4 protein-coding genes are annotated in these 14,621 nt (G+C 71.0%); all 4 read right to left on the reverse strand.

Annotated features, from left to right (window positions below):
* Positions 1-13,417, reverse strand: a 13,417-nt coding sequence (locus tag GRC12_RS31660; protein WP_208782977.1) for a lonely Cys domain-containing protein, incomplete at its 3' end; no start/stop codon positions are given.
* A 1-nt stretch (position 13,418) separates the two neighbouring features.
* Positions 13,419-13,754, reverse strand: a complete 336-nt coding sequence (locus GRC12_RS31665; RefSeq protein ID WP_208782978.1) for a hypothetical protein — start codon at positions 13,752-13,754, stop codon at positions 13,419-13,421.
* Between the two features lie 34 nt (positions 13,755-13,788).
* Positions 13,789-14,277 carry a YbaB/EbfC family nucleoid-associated protein gene (locus GRC12_RS31670; RefSeq protein ID WP_244374061.1) on the reverse strand — a complete coding sequence of 163 codons (489 nt, stop codon included), beginning with the start codon at positions 14,275-14,277 and terminating at the stop codon, positions 13,789-13,791.
* Between the two features lie 46 nt (positions 14,278-14,323).
* Positions 14,324-14,621: hypothetical protein (locus tag GRC12_RS31675; RefSeq protein WP_208782980.1), on the reverse strand; the 298-nt coding region annotated here is incomplete at its 5' end.

Genomic DNA, 14,621 nt, shown 5'->3' on the forward strand with positions numbered 1-14,621 from the left:
GGGGTGGCGGCGCCGGCGCGGGAGGGGTGAACGTTCTCCAGTTGGGCCCGGTGCCGCGCGGGACGGTCATGGTCGGGCGGGTCAGGTTCGTCGACGGATGGTGGACGAGGGCGAAGGGGCGATCAGGTATGAGCACGGTCCGGGCGGTCGCGGTCCGCGCGGAGAGTGCCGTGCCGGGCGTCAGGTCGCCGGGCGTGAGTCCCACGGGCACGAGGTTGACGTCGTAGAGCTTGAAGCGCGTCAGTTCCGGATCGTGGCTGAGTAGTTCGGCGATCTCGTCATGGGGCACCTGGCGGGTGCCGCCGCCCGGCCAGGGCATGTCGATCATGCCCTGGGTGGAGGCCGGGTCCATGAGCAGGAAGTAGGCTCCCGGGTGCTTGCCGTGGGGCCTGTACCAACGCGGGTGGCGCGGCGTGGAGCCCGTGCCGCCCTGGGTGGCGACCCAGTACTGGTCCGGCACCACCCGTCCCGGAACGGGCTGTTGCGTCCAGTTGCGTCCGACCGGGGTGTCGTCCGGGGCGCGGAGCAGGGAGACCGGGCCCAGTGCTCCGTGGAGCTGGAGGTGGTAGGCGGCGAGAGCGGCGGGGTTGTAGGTGTCACGGCCGGCGGCCGCGGCCATCGCCGTCGTCCACAGCAGCTCGGCCTGCCACCGCGGGTCCCGCGGATCCTCGTTGTCGCGCAGATGCAGGACCTTCCTGGTCAACGCGTCCGCGTCGGGGTGGTTCTGCACGCTCTCGACGGCTTGGACCGTCGCCCACAGCAGGTTTTGAAGGTGCTGCGGGGTGACGTCAGCCGACGGGGCGAGGTCCAGGACATTACGCGCCAGAGCGTCGCGGTCGTACCCCAGAAACAGGCTCCGAGCCCGGTCCACCGACGGCAGGGGCGCGATATCCGACAGGATGGACCGCGGGTTCGAGTCCAGGCTTGCGGACGCGGCATCCAGCAACGCCCGGACATCGGACTGGAGCAGTTGCTGCGGCCGGATACCGGGAGTGTGCGTCTGCCCCAGGTGGGCGCGGGTGGCGCGGTACAGCAGATCCAGTGTGAACTCGCCTGTTCTGCTCAGGGTGAAGTCCGCGCGCCGCAGGTTCTCCAGTGCGACGATGCCCCGCAGCAGTTTCCGGTAGGTTCCGCTCGGATCGTCCTTGTCGTCCTCGACGTCCGGGCCGAACGTCTTGCGCAGTGCACGCACCAGCCGAAGCATCGTCTCCTGGACCTGCTCCGGGGGAAGATCGCGTGCGCCCCGCAGCCCCGTCGCCTCCGCCAGGGCATGGAGTTCCTCGGCCGTGGGCCGGGGCTTCGTCGTGCTCCAGGTGACCCGGGCGCCGTCAGGGGTGTCGGTGATGGCGTGTGTGTCGTTGCCCCGGAAGGTGTGCACCGCGTCGGGGGCGTAGACGACGCGCCCTGTCTCGGTGGCGATGTCCTCGGCCACGGACGCGACCGCCAGCGGGTCGGGCACATACGGGGCGCGGCCGGCCGTGTCGCCGAGTTCGGGAGTCACCCCGGGCGCGGTGTCCCCCGAGCAGGAGATGAGCACGATGGGCACGTCCGTGTCGAGCAGCTCCAGGCTGTCACGCCGGGTGAGGTAGCCGCCGGTCTCGGTGCCCTCGACCTGCATGGTGCGCTGACTCGGGTACTCCACCATGTTGGATCGACCCGGCCCGCCGTGCAAGAAGAGGAAGTAGGCCTTCCGGCCTTTCCACGGTACGGGTACCGGGGCGCCGTACAGTTGTCCGGTCACGGGGTCTTCGCGTGACCACTGTGTGAAGCGTTCCAGGGTCTGGAAGGCGGACTCGCGGCTCATCTGGTCCGCGTCCGTGAAGATCGCGCGGCCGGTGGGCCGCCCGCCGATGGTGAGGGTAGCGCTCTTGATCTCCTGGTCGGGGATGTACCGCCCGTCGGCTGTCCGGACCCGCCCCGGGCGGCGGGGTGTCGTGCCTGCTTCCGGATCGCCTCGCAGATCGTCCGGCCGGCTCTCGATCCAGATTCCCAGCTTCGATCTCGGGATCTCCCGGTCGTCGCGCACCTCGATGCGGTGCCGGCCGGTGTCGGTGTCGAAAGCCAGGCGCGCGGTGCCGGAGTGTGCCCATACCGACCTCCCTGACCGGAAGGCGGCCTTGCGGGGCAGGTCCAGCCCCATGTCGCCGGCCTTCGGCGACGCCAGCACCACCGGGACGCCCGGATCGGCGGCCGCCAGATCGGCGTCCGCCGCCAGCAGGTGGGCGAAGACGTCCTCGGAAACCCGCCACATCCGGCCGTCGGGCAGGCTCAGGTCGACGCGGGCGTGCGTGCCGCCGGATGTCGCGACGACGTAGGGTCGGGGCGACGCGGGCGCCTGCGCCCACTGCGGCGTCACGCGCTTCGGCTTGGCGATGAGGCTGACCTGGTAGTGCGAGGAGGTGTCGATGTCCTGGACCGGCTTGCCCGTCCAGTTGCGGCCCAGGGGTGTTCCGTCGGGGGCGGTGAGGCGGGTGGCGTCGGACAGCAGGCCCTGTTTGACCAGGTAGTGGGCGGTCAGCGCCGGAACGCTGGTCACGCGCCCGGCCGCCCTGAACTCGGCCACTGTTTCGTACAGCTCTCGCCACGGGGCCGGCAGATCGTCGACTGTGAAGGGGCGTTCGGTCTCGCCGCCGCGCGCGTTGTCGGATCGCGCCGGGCCGCCGACAGGGCCGGCCGAGTTGCCGGTGGACGAGGTCGGGTCGTGGTCTGGGCGCGGCCGCAGCGTCGAGAGGACGCTGTCCGGATCGAAGTGCCCCGGGTCGGAGGCGGACTCGGACGGGAACAGCTGGGCAAGGTGGTCGACGGCCGCCGACAGGGGAGCGCGGTCGACCGTGATCACCGCATGCCGTCGTGCCGACCGATTGCGGAAGCTGTCGAACCACCCCGCGGGGGACGGCACACGACCGCCGCCGACGACGGTGACCGGGAAGTCGTCGGCCGTGACCCTGCAGTTGCGTACGCCCTGTACGGACCGCACGGCGTGGGCGTCCAGGTCCAGTCGGCGCTGGATCTCCTCGCGCAGCAGTCGGGCCACCGTCTTCGCCCGCCTCAGGCCGGCCGTCCGGGCATGTTCGACCGCGCCGTCACCGATCACGAACCGCGGCCCGTTGCCGTAACCGGTGACCGTCACCTGCGGGATCCTCAGTCCCGCCCGCAGATCCCGCAGGCCCGCCGCCACGATCTGCTCCGCCAACCCGGCGATCTGCAGCCGCTCGACCTCGTCGACGTCGCGGCGCCCGAAACGGCCCCCGGACCTGCCCAGCGGCAGAGCCACGGAGGTCCGGACAGGCGCCGGTTCCCCGGCCGGGGAACGCTCCGTGCCCGCCTCGCTGCCCGCATCGTCGTTCCCCGCGTCGCCCGGGTCGCCCGGGTCGCGGTCGCCCGGGTCGCCCCGGTCACCCGCGTCGGCCGTTTCGCGCCGGTCGGCCGCGTTGCCCAGGTCACCCGGGTCGCCCGCGTCGCCCAGGTCACCCGGGTCGGCCGTATCGCCCGCGTCGGTCAGGGCACCCGGATCATCGACCGTGGAATTCGGATCCTCGACGATGTCATCGGGCTCCCGCTCGCCGTCGGACGGCGAGGACTGCTCGATGCGGGGGCGTGCCGTCGAGGGCGCGAGGGTACGGCGCGGCGGCATGCCCACGCGCGGCCGCACGGGGCGGAGGGGCGGCTCGCCGGTGGGGATGGTGTTCGCCTCGGCGGGATCGGTGGAGGACGTGACCACCCTGGCGTCGCTGGGCCGTTGAACCGGCGTGGCGCGAGGTCGCGGCCGTGCAGGAGGGCTGACCTGTGTCCAGTACCTCGCCCCGGTCGGCTGTGGGCAGATCACCTCGAGGCGGGCGCAGCGCTTCGATGGATCGTGGACGAACCTGAGGGGATACTCGGGCATGTGCACGGCCCTGCCGGTGGCGGTCCTCGCGGCGATTGCCTGAGCGAGCGGCAGGTCGCCCGCGGCGAGCCCCACGGGTACGAAACCGACGTCGAGGAGTCCGAGGGGCGCCAGTTCCGGGTCGTGGCTGAGCAGTTGGGCGATCTCGTCATACGGCACCTGGCGGGTGCCGCCGTCCGGCCAGGGCATGTCGATCATGCCTTTGGTGAAGGCCGGATCCATGGCGAGGAAGTAACTCCCCGGGTGGTCGTCCGGCTTGGCGTCACGGCTGTGCCAAGGCGCGCGGAAGGACGGGGACTTGGTGCCATCCGGGGCGATGACCCGGTACCTGTCCGCCACCACTGGTCCTGGGACGGGCCGTCGCGTCCAGTTGCGTCCGACCGGGGTGCCGTTCGTGGCGCGGATCATGGTGGCAGGGGCCAGTGCTCCGTTGCGCTGGAGGTGGTGGGCGGCGAGGGCGCTGGGGTCGTGGGTGTCACGGCCGACGGCCGCCGCGGCTGCCGCCGTCCACAGCAGGTCGGCCTGGCGGTCCGCGTCCTGCGGGTTCTCGCCGTCGCGCAGGTGCAGCACCTTGGTCGTGAGCGTGTCGCTGTCGGGGTGGTTCTCGACGCCCTCGACGGCCTTGACGGTGGCCCACAGCAGGTTCTGGCGGTCGGCCGGGGTGATGGGGTCCGACGGTTCGAGGCCCAGGACGTCACGGGCGAGGGCGTCGGGATCGGGGTGCTGGGCGAGCAGGTGCCGGGCGCGGTCCACGGTCGGCAGGGACACCAGGTCCGACAGGACGGCTCCGGGGTCGGAGCCGAGTCTGGTGGAAGCGGCGTCGAGGAAGGCGCGGACGTCGGACGGGAGCAGCTTTGGGGGCCGGGTTCCGGGGGTGTGTGACTCGCCCAGGTGGGCGCGTGTGGCCCGGTGGAGCAGGTCCAGGGTGAACTCGCCGGTGCCGCGCAGGTTCTGGTCCGCGCGCCGCAGTTTCTCCAGGGCGACGATGTCCTGAAACAGTTTCCGGTAGGTTCCGGTCAGGTCGTGCTTGTCGTCCTCGATGTCCGGGCCGAACGTCTTGCGCAGTGCGCGTACCAGCCGCCGCGTCGTGGGCCGGACCGCTTCCGGGGCGAGGTGGGGTCCGGCCCGCAGGCCCGCCGCCTCCGCCAGGTCGTCGAGCTCCTCTTCCGTGGGTTCGGGCGTCGACTTGGTCCAGGCGACCCGGGTGCCGTCGGGGGTGTCCTCGAGACCGATGCTGTAGTCGTCCCACACGGTCACCACCCGCGTGGGGGCGTAGACGACGCGCCGTGTCCTGGTGGAGAGGTCCTGCGACGTGGACACGTCCGCCAGCGGGTCGGGCACGAACGGGGCGGGGGCCGCCCAATGAGCGTCGAAGTCCGCCCCGGACGCTCCGGGTTGCACGTCCCCCCAGCACGAGAAGAGAACGATGGGCACGTCCTTGTCGAGCCGCTCCACGCTCCGACGCCGGGTGAGGTAGCCGGCGGTCTGAACGCCGTCGACCGTCGCGGTGTCCTGACTCGGGTGCTCCACGAACTCCGAGTGGCCCGGTGCCCCGTGCAAGTCGAGGAAGTAGACCTCGCGGTCCTTCCACGGCACGGGTATCGGGGGGCTTAACTCGTCGGTGACGGGGTCGACGACGTGCCAGTGCGTGAGTCGCTCCATCGCCCGGTGAGTGGCCTCGGCGGTCATCTCGTAGGCGTCCGTGAAGACCGCTCGGCCGGTGGGTCGCCCGCCGATGGTGAGGGTGACGGTCTTGACGTCGCGGTCGCGAATGTACTTCCCGTCGACGGTCCGGACCCGGCCCGAGCCGTCGGATGCCAGGCCCGTGTCCGGGTCGGCTCCGAGATCGTGCGGTCTGCTGTCGATCCAGGTTCCCACGGGAATCGACTTGGAGTCCCGCTCGTCGGGCACCTGGATGCGGTCCCGCCCGGTGCCGGGGTGGAACGTCAGTTTCGCACTGCCGGTGTGTGCCCACACCGTCCTCCCGGTCCGGAAGGCGGCCTTGCGGGGCAGGTCCAGTCCCATGTCGCCGGCCTTCGGCGATGCCAGCACCACCGGCACGTCGGGAGCGCCGGCCGCGAGGTCGGTGTCCGCGGCCAGCAGGTGGGCGAAGACGTCCTCGGACACCGTCCATGTCCGGCCGGTGGGCAGGCCCAGTACGACCCAGATGTGGTCACCGCCGGCGGTTCCGACGACGTACGGGCGGGTCGGCGCGGGCCCCTGGGCCCACTGCGGTGTTTCGCGCTTTTCCTGGTCGCCCTTGGTCTCGTAGTGGCCGGAGGAGTCGATGTCGCCAACCGGCCGGCCCGTCCAGTTGCGGCCCAGGGGGGTCCCGTCGGGTGCGGTGACGCGGGTGGCGTCGGACAGCAGGCCCTGCTTGACCAGGTAGTGGGCGACCAGCGCCGGGAAGCTGGCCGCCCGCCCGGCAGCCATGGCATCGGCCACCAGTTCGTACAGGTGCCGTCGGCCGCTCGGCGGATCATCGACCGTCAAGGGCGACGAGGTTGGCGCGGTGTCCTCGTCATCGGATTCATCCGGGTAACTGCCCTGGCTGGACAGGGAGTCGGTGGGTGAGACCGGGTCCTGGTCCGGCCCCAGGCCGAACTGCGAGGCGATCCGGTCCGGGTCGAAGGTGCTCGGGTCGGTACCGAACGCGGCCGGAAAGAGTTGTTCGAGCCGGTCGACGGCCGCCGAGAGGGGTGAGCGGTCGACCGTGATCGTCATCTGCTGCCGCGGCGACCATGACAGGAAGAAGGTGCCCGGCCGCCCGCTCCCGGCGGCGGAGACGTCACGAGTCTCGCTGAGTACGGTGATCGGGAAGTCCTCGGCGCTGATGTTGCGGCCGCGTACGTTCTGAGCCAGATGTACGGCTTCGGTGGCGAGGTCCAGGCGGCGCTGGATCTCGGCGCGCAGCAGGCCTGCCACGTTGCGCGCTCGCCGCTGGCTGATCGTCGCGTGGGCACGAGCGGCCGAGAGCCGCCGCCCGGTGCCGTGCGCGGTTACCGTCACCTGCGGGATTTTCAGTCCCGCCCGCAGATCCCGCAGACCCGCCGCCACGATCTGCTCCGCCAACTCGGCGATCTGCCGCCGCTGTTCGTCGTCGATCTCCTGGGGGGCGCGCCGGGGGGCGCGACGGGACCTGCCCGGCGGGACCGTCGCGGCGGTCGGCAGCCGCACCGGTTGCCCGACCGGCGGAGACTGCGCGCCCGCGTCAGCCATCACTTCGTCCGAAGCGTCGGAAAGGTTGGCCGCGTCATCGATCGCGGCATCCTGGTCCTCGACGACGTCATCGTGCTCCCGCTCGTCCTCGGGCGGGGAGGAGTTCGCGACGCGGGGGCTTGCGGGCGGCGACGCGAGGGTGCGGCGCGGCGGCAAGTCCTCGGAGGTCCGTGCGAGGCGGAGGGGTGGCGCGCCGGCGGTGCGCGCTCTGGCCGTGTCGGCGGAGGCCGTGAGCACCGGAGCGGCGAAGGGTTGTCCGGCGGGCGCGGGTTGTGACCGCTTCGGTCGCGGGGGAACCATCGGTGTCCAGTCGGGAGTACCGGCGGACTGCGGACGGGTCATCTCCAGGCGGACCTCGTTCGTCGACGCGTCGTGGACGAGGTCGACGGGGTGCTCGGCGACGTGCACGGTCCTTCCGGCGGCGGTCCTTGCGCCGAACGTCAGTGCGGGGACCAGCGCACCGGGCCCGAGTCCCACGGGCACGAGATCGACGGCGGAGGGATCCGTCTCCGAGAGCTCCGGGTCGTGGACCAGCAGTTCGCCGATCTCCTCGTAGGGCACCTGGCGGGTCCCGCCGTCCGGCCAGGGCATGTCCACGCTGCCCTGGAGGGAGGCCCGGTTCATGAAGAGGAAGTAGCCTCCCGGGGCGTCGGCGCCGCTCCTCACCCAAGCCCCGGTGTGTGGTGTGGAGGTGTTGGTGCCCTGGGTGGTGACCCAGTACTGGTCCGGCACCACCCCGCCCGGGAGGGAGTTTCCCGTCCAGTTGCGTCCGACGGGGGTGCCGTCCGTGGCGAGGAGTCGGGTGGCCCGGTCCAGGGCTCCGTTGCGTTGGAGGTGGTGGGCGGCAAGGGCGGTGGGGTTGTAGGTGTCACGCCCGACGGCCGCCGCGGCTGCGGCCGTCCACAGCAGGTCCGCACGGCGACCCGGGTCCTGCGGGTCATCGCTGTCGAGCAGGTGCAGCACTTTCCTCGTCAGCGTGTACGGGTCGGGGTGGTTGTCGACGCTCTCGACGGCCTTGACCGTCGACCACAGCAGGTTCTGACGGTCCGCCGGTGTGACCTGTGCCGACGGGTCGAGGCCCAGGACGTCACGGGCGAGGACGTCGGGATCGCTGTGCCGGGCGAGCAGCTGCCGGGCCCGGTCCACAGTCGGCAGGGCGACGAGATCGGACAGGACGGATCCGGGGTCCGCGTCCAGTCTGGCGGAGGCGGCGTCCAGCAACGCGCGGACGTCGGACTGGAGTAACTGTGGTGGACGCGTACCGGGGGTGTGTGACTGGCCCAGGTGGGCGCGGGTGGCCCGGTGGAGCAGGTCCAGGGTGAACTCGCCCGTGCCGTGCAGGTTCGGGTCCGCGTGCCGCATCGTCTCCAGCGCCGCGATCCCGCGCAGCAGTCCGCGGTAGGTGCCGGACGGATCGTCCTTGTCGTCCTCGACGGCCGGGCCGAACGTCTTGCGCAGCGCGTGTACCAGTCGCAGCGTCGTCGGCTGGATCGCCTCCGGGGCGAGATCGGGGCCGGCCCGAAGTCCGGCCGCCTCCGCCAGGGCGGCGAGTTCCTCCGTCGTGGGTTCGGGCCTCGTCTCGTCCCAGGTGACCGGGGCGGTGCCGTCGGGGGTGCCGAAGAGGACGTGTGTGCCGGCAGCACCCATGCCGTGCACCCGGTTGGGCGCGAAGACGACGCGCCGTGTCTCGTTGGCGACGTCCTGGGCCACCGACATGTCCGTCAGCGGATCGGGCACGTACGGCGTCGGGCTCGCCTCGCCGGCGGGGGCGGTCAGGTTGCCGGCCGCGCCCGCCCAGCACGAGAGGAGCACGATGGGCGCGTCCCGTTTGAGCCGCCGCACACTTGAACGCCGTTTCAGGTAGCGGCCTGGCTGAGGACCCTTGACCGTCACTTCGCGCTGACTTGGGTGCTTCACCATCTTGGACTGGCCCGGCCGTCCGTGCAGATACAGGAAGTAGACCTTCCGGCCCTTCCACGGCACGGGTATGGGGTGGCCAGTGATCAGATTGGCCACGGGGTCGGCCTGGGACCAGTGCGTGAGCTGTTCCAGCGCATGGAAGTCGGACTCCCGGTCCTTCTGGTCGCGATCCGTCAGGATCGCGCGGCCGGTGGGGCGCCCGGCGATGGTGAGAGTCACGCTCTTGATGTGCTGGTCGGGGATGCTCTCCCCGTCGATCGTCCGGATCCGTCCGGAGCCGCCGGGTGTCGCCTCCGCGTCGGGATCGGCGCCGAAGTCCTCCGGCCGGTTGTCGATCCAGTCCCCCAGCGGTACGTCCTTGCTGTCCCGTTCGTCGGCCACCTCGATGCGGTCCCGGCCGGAGTCGGGGTCGTGGACCAGCTCCGCACTGCCGGTGTGTGCCCACACCGTCCTCCCGGTCCGGAAGGCGAGCTCGCGGGGCAGGTCCAGTCCCATGTCGCCGGCCTTCCGCGACGCGAGCACCACCGGCACGCCGGCATCCGAGGCTGCCAGGTCGGTGTCCGCGGCCAGCAGGTGGGCGAAGACGCCCTCGGACACCGTCCACATGCGGCCGTCGGGCAGGACCAGCTCGACGGAGGCGTGGTCACCGCCGGCGGTTGCGACGACGTACGGGCGGGTCGGCGCGGGCCCCTTGGCCCACTGCGGTGTTTTGCGCTTTGCCCGGACGCCCTTGGTCTCGTAGTGGCCGGAGGTGTCGATGTCGCCAACCGGCCGGCCCGTCCAGTTGCGGCCCAGGGGGGTCCCGTCGGGGGCGGTGACGCGGGTGGCGTCGGACAGCACGCCCTGATTGCCCAAGTGGTGGGCGATCAGCGCCGGGACGCTGGTCGCCCGCCCGGCCGCCATGGCGTCGGCCACCATGTCGTACAGCTCTCGTACGTCGACCGAGAGATCGTCCGCAGTCAAGGCAGGTCGGGCTTCGGTGTGGTCCTCAGCGTCGGAGTCCGCGGGGTCGCTGTCGGTACTGGACATGGTGCTGGTGGGCGAGGCCGAGTCGTGGTCGGGCCCGGGCCGCAGCTTCAAGGCGACCCAGTCCGGATCGAATTCCGTCGGGTCGGTACCGAACTCGGCCGGGAAGAGTTGCTCGAGCCGGTCGACGGCTGCCGACAGGGGTGAGCGGTCGACCGTGATCGTCATCTGCTGTCGTGCCGACCGTGAGAGGAAGGTACCCAGTTGCCCGGTTCTCGCGGCGGGGCTGGGGGTGCCACGATCCTCGCCGCGCACGGTGATCGGGAAGTCCTCGGCCCTGACACCATGGCTGCGTACGTTCTGTACCATCTGCACGGCTTCGGTTGCGAGGTCCAGCTGGCGCTGGATCTCGGCGCGAAGCAGGGCCGCCACGTTCTTCGCCCGCCGCAGGCCGACCGCCCGGGCACGCTCGACCCCGAACCGCCGCCCAATGCCGTACACGGTGACCGTCGTTCGCGGGATGCTCAGCCCCGCCCGCAGATCCCGCAGGCCCGCCGCCACGATCTGCTCCGCCAACTCAGCGATCTGAGGTCGCTGTTGCTCGCCGATCTCGTGAGCCCCGTACCGGCGGTCGCCCTGGGGCGCCGCGGGGGTCGAGGAAGGCACCGGTTGCCTGACCGGGGGATCCTCGCCGCTCGCGTCAACCATCACCTCGTCGGGATCCTCGACGACGCCACCGGGCCCCGAACGGGTCGAGACAGGGGCAGGGGTGGGCGGAGCCGACGCCTTGCTGAAGGGGGCCTGAGTGGAGGTGCGGACGGGGGGCAACGGTACGGGTGTGGTCCCGGCGCCGTCCCGGGTACGGGGCGGCAGACCGAGGTCTTGGCGGAGGCGATCCGCGAGCGCAGCGGCCTGTGCCGGGCTGTGGCCGGTGACCAGGAGGTCGGCGACCTGGCGTACGGCGTGCCGGTAGGTGTCCTGGGTGTGTATCGGGTCCCCAGGAGCGTGGTCGGGGCTCGACGGCAGGACCAGGGCTGTGGCGGAGTCCCAGGCCCGGGGCGCGGCGTCCTTGGCGCTGTCGGGCACGGACCGCGTGAAGTCGGTGTACGCCTCCTGCCATATCCGCCGGGTCGTGTTGGCGGCGGTGACGTCGAGTGCCTGCGGCCACGGGCCGGGGCGCAGCATCAGCGCCTTCACCTGGTCGGCCGGGGTCAGTCCGCTGCCGCTGAGGGGCAGTCGGCCGCCGCCCAGTAGTGCCTGGGCCCGCTGCGTGGGGCTGAGCGGGATGCCGGCGGCGGCCAGGTCGGCCGTGTCCACGCTGCCGTGGAGGTGGAGCCCGGACAGGTCGGGAAGGTCGTCGGCGGTGACATGGCGGGCGATCCATTTCCGATGGGGGACGTCGTGCACGGCGGGCGTGGTGTCATCGTGCGGGTTCCCGGCGGTTTCCGACGTATCGCTGTCGTAGCCGCTGTCGTGACTGCTGTCGCTGTCGTAACTGGTGTCGCTGTCGTAGCCGCTGTCTTCGTCGTCGTGCCCGAAGTCGTGGGACTCGGGCTGCGGCGTGGTCGGGGAGTGGGTGTCGAGGTCGGCGGCGGAGTCGTCCGTGGTCCCGGTGTCCGTACGCCGAGGGGCCGGAGGAGCTGTTCCCGGCCGGTCGGGACCGGTCTCCGTCGTACGGGGGCGGGGTGCCGGATCCTGCGCGCCCTGCCCGTTCGGGGCGGGCGCGTCGTGGCCGGCTTCGGTGGTTCCGGGAGGTGGGCTGGTGCCTGGGCTCTGTGGCGTAACTGCGGCCGGTGGCGCGGTCGTTGGTGCGGGACGTACGACGGTTCCCGCCGAGTCGGTCGGTACGGGGGCCGGTGCCTTCGGACCGTCTGTCCCCGAGCCGTCCGGTGTCCGCGGGGGCGTTTGAGTCTGTGTCTGTGTGGGCGTCGGTGTGCGCGTGGGTGTGGAGCCGGAGGGACTTGGGCCCGTGGGTCCCGGCGTGCCCCGCCCGGTGTCCGGCGTCGACACCGGGGCCGAGTCCGGGGCCGGGGTGCTGGCCGTGGCGTTCGGCACCGTGGCCTGGTTCGGCCCGGCGGTCCGGGAGGGCGGGTCGGACTCAGTTCCGGCCGGTGGCGGGGTTGCCGCAGGGGGTGCTTGCCGCGTCGTTTCGGGAGTGGTCGCCGACGGCTTGAGAGTGGTGGACGTGAGAGGGCTGGAGGTGAGAGGGCGGGGCGTGACGGGGCTCGACTCGGTGGTGTCCTGGGTCTCTGTCTCGTGCGAGGACCTGTCGGACCGTCGACCGTCCTGGTCAGACGCGTTCGTGCCGCCGCCCTGCGGGACAAGGGCGTTGACGCTGTTGGGGGTACCGGTCAGGTTCTGTGACGTCAGGTTCAACTTGCTGCTGAGCGCCCCGGCGCCGCCGGTGCTGAGATGGTGCAGGCCTTCCTCGACCCGCTCACTCAGTCCAGATCCGAGATAAGTCTGCCAGTTGAGCGACCAGTTGCCGTAGAAGACACCGTTGATGATCGGTTCCACGAGGAACTCGGACAGGCCGTCGGCGTTGAACTCGGCCACCTGATGGGCGATTTGCTGCGAGGTGGTGCGATGGGGCGTCTCGTTGTGCTTGTTCGACGGGTCGTTGGGCTCGGAGGAGTCGTTGTGGTGGTTGGTGACACCGTCACCGCTGTTCTTCTTCGAGGCGTCGATCTTCGTGTTGAACTTGTTGCCCAGTTCCGGTAACGGGTCTTTCCGGTTCTTGACGATGTTGTTCGCGACGTTGTTGAAGGCCTTGGACAGGATCGGCTGGAAGATTCCGACGCCGGCGCCGAACAGAGCGCTGATCCCGACTTCTTTCCAGTCGATGTTCTTGGGGCGCTGCCCCTGCGGGGCGACGGTCATCATCGCCAGCCGTACCGCCAGCGTCGTGAACGCCTCTTCCGCGGCCTCCGTCAGACTGGGGATGAGTTTGGTGCGGTTGAGCAGTTCGAGCATGATCGTCAGGATGCGGATCCTGGAGATCATCTTGGCGACGGCCGCGTGGGTCGCGCTGAGGCCGCCGGTGATGAACGACAGAGCGCTGAGTACCGCCAGTTCCGCGGCGAGCCGGATCAGTTCGGCGATGATGTTCCACTTCGCCTCCCTGATCTGCATGGAGATCTGGAGCTGACCCTGCCGTGACTTCTCCAGGTCCGTCTCGAACTCGTCGAGGTAGGGGAGTACTTCGTTGATCGCCTTGATGAACTGATCGGCGACGCCCGGCGGGAATCCCGCGCCGATCGTCTCGATCGAGTTCCTCGCCAGCCCCTTGAGGGTGCTGACGCCGGTCTTCAGCTCGTCGATGCGCAGGCTCTTGTCGTATGCCACGTCCTCGTTGGCCTCGAGGAAGTGCTCCCCGGTCAGCGCGAAGATGAGAACGGCGAGGAAGCCCTTGACGGTGATGGCCACGTTACGGGTGGCCCCCGGTGGCCGCGCTGTGCTGTTCGATGCTCTGGATGACGGAACCCTGGGTGCTCTGCATCGTGCCGAGGTTCGCCATGGTGCCGTCGCCAATGGACGAGATTCCATCGGAGATGGCGTCGATCGTGGACTGGATGGAGTCCCGGTTCTGCACGAACTTCGGCCGCAGGTCCCGGCCGAAACTGTCGTTGCCGGTCCAGCTGGTGTCGGCCATGGCGGCCCTGAAGGCATCGGCGAGGTGCTTCGCCGCGTCGCCCAGTTCCTTGATGGCCTTGCTGCCGGCGGTGATGTTGCCGGGATCGGAGGTGAAGGCCGGACCGGTCATCGCATACCTCCCCGCTGGTGGTCACTCATGGTGGTCACTCGTCGTCTTCGCTGATCTCGTCCCGCAGCCGGGCGTTCGCCGCCTGCCAGGTGCTCTCCCGCCCCGCCCGGGAGGAGTCCTGACGGCCCAGCAGCCGATCCCAGTCGAAGTCCGTCCCAGGCAGGTCAACGATGGCCGAGCTCGCGTCGGTCAGTGGCTTGAACAGCCGCATGACCTCGCGGGTCGCCTGGTGACGGCCCTCCTCGACGGCGTCCAGGACCGCGGCCGCCAGCTGCGGTGCCGACATCTCGCGGTACTTGCCGTCCAGGAACTTCAGGTCCGTCAGTTCCCCGCGCGGGCCGACACTGACCTGAACCGCGCCGTCCCGGGACACGACCACCGCCGAGAAGTCGTTCATCCGCTTCTCGGCCCGTGCCACGGCACCCTGCAACTGCTCGAGCTCCTCCATCGCCCGCCCGAGACGCTGCTCCAGCGGGTCGCCGGGGCCCACGGGACCCGCCGCGCCGTTCTGCTGCCGGGTCATCGCCGCCTCCCCCCTGAGGTCGGTGCCGTCATCCGCCGTGCTCCTCTCATCGCCCGATCACCGCAGGCGTCGTGCCCTCCTCGGTGCCCCAGACGTCCTCGTCCTCCTGCACCCAGGCCGACCGCTCACGGTCACCGCTCTCCGTCGCCGTACGCTCCGGGCGGGTGCCTGCGCCGGGTGTGGTTCCGTACGGCATGCCCGGGGTGAACGCGGCCTCTTCCTCCTCGTACAGTTCCTCCTCCGCGGCGCGGCGGCGTGACCTGTTGCCCCGGCCGGACGTGCCGATGCTTCCGCGGGCTCCGCTGTTGCGGACCCGCTCATTGCCGCCCTGGCCGCCTCCCGCC

The sequence above is a fragment of the Streptomyces griseorubiginosus genome (genome assembly GCF_017614965.1).
Lineage (GTDB): Bacteria > Actinomycetota > Actinomycetes > Streptomycetales > Streptomycetaceae > Streptomyces > Streptomyces griseorubiginosus_B.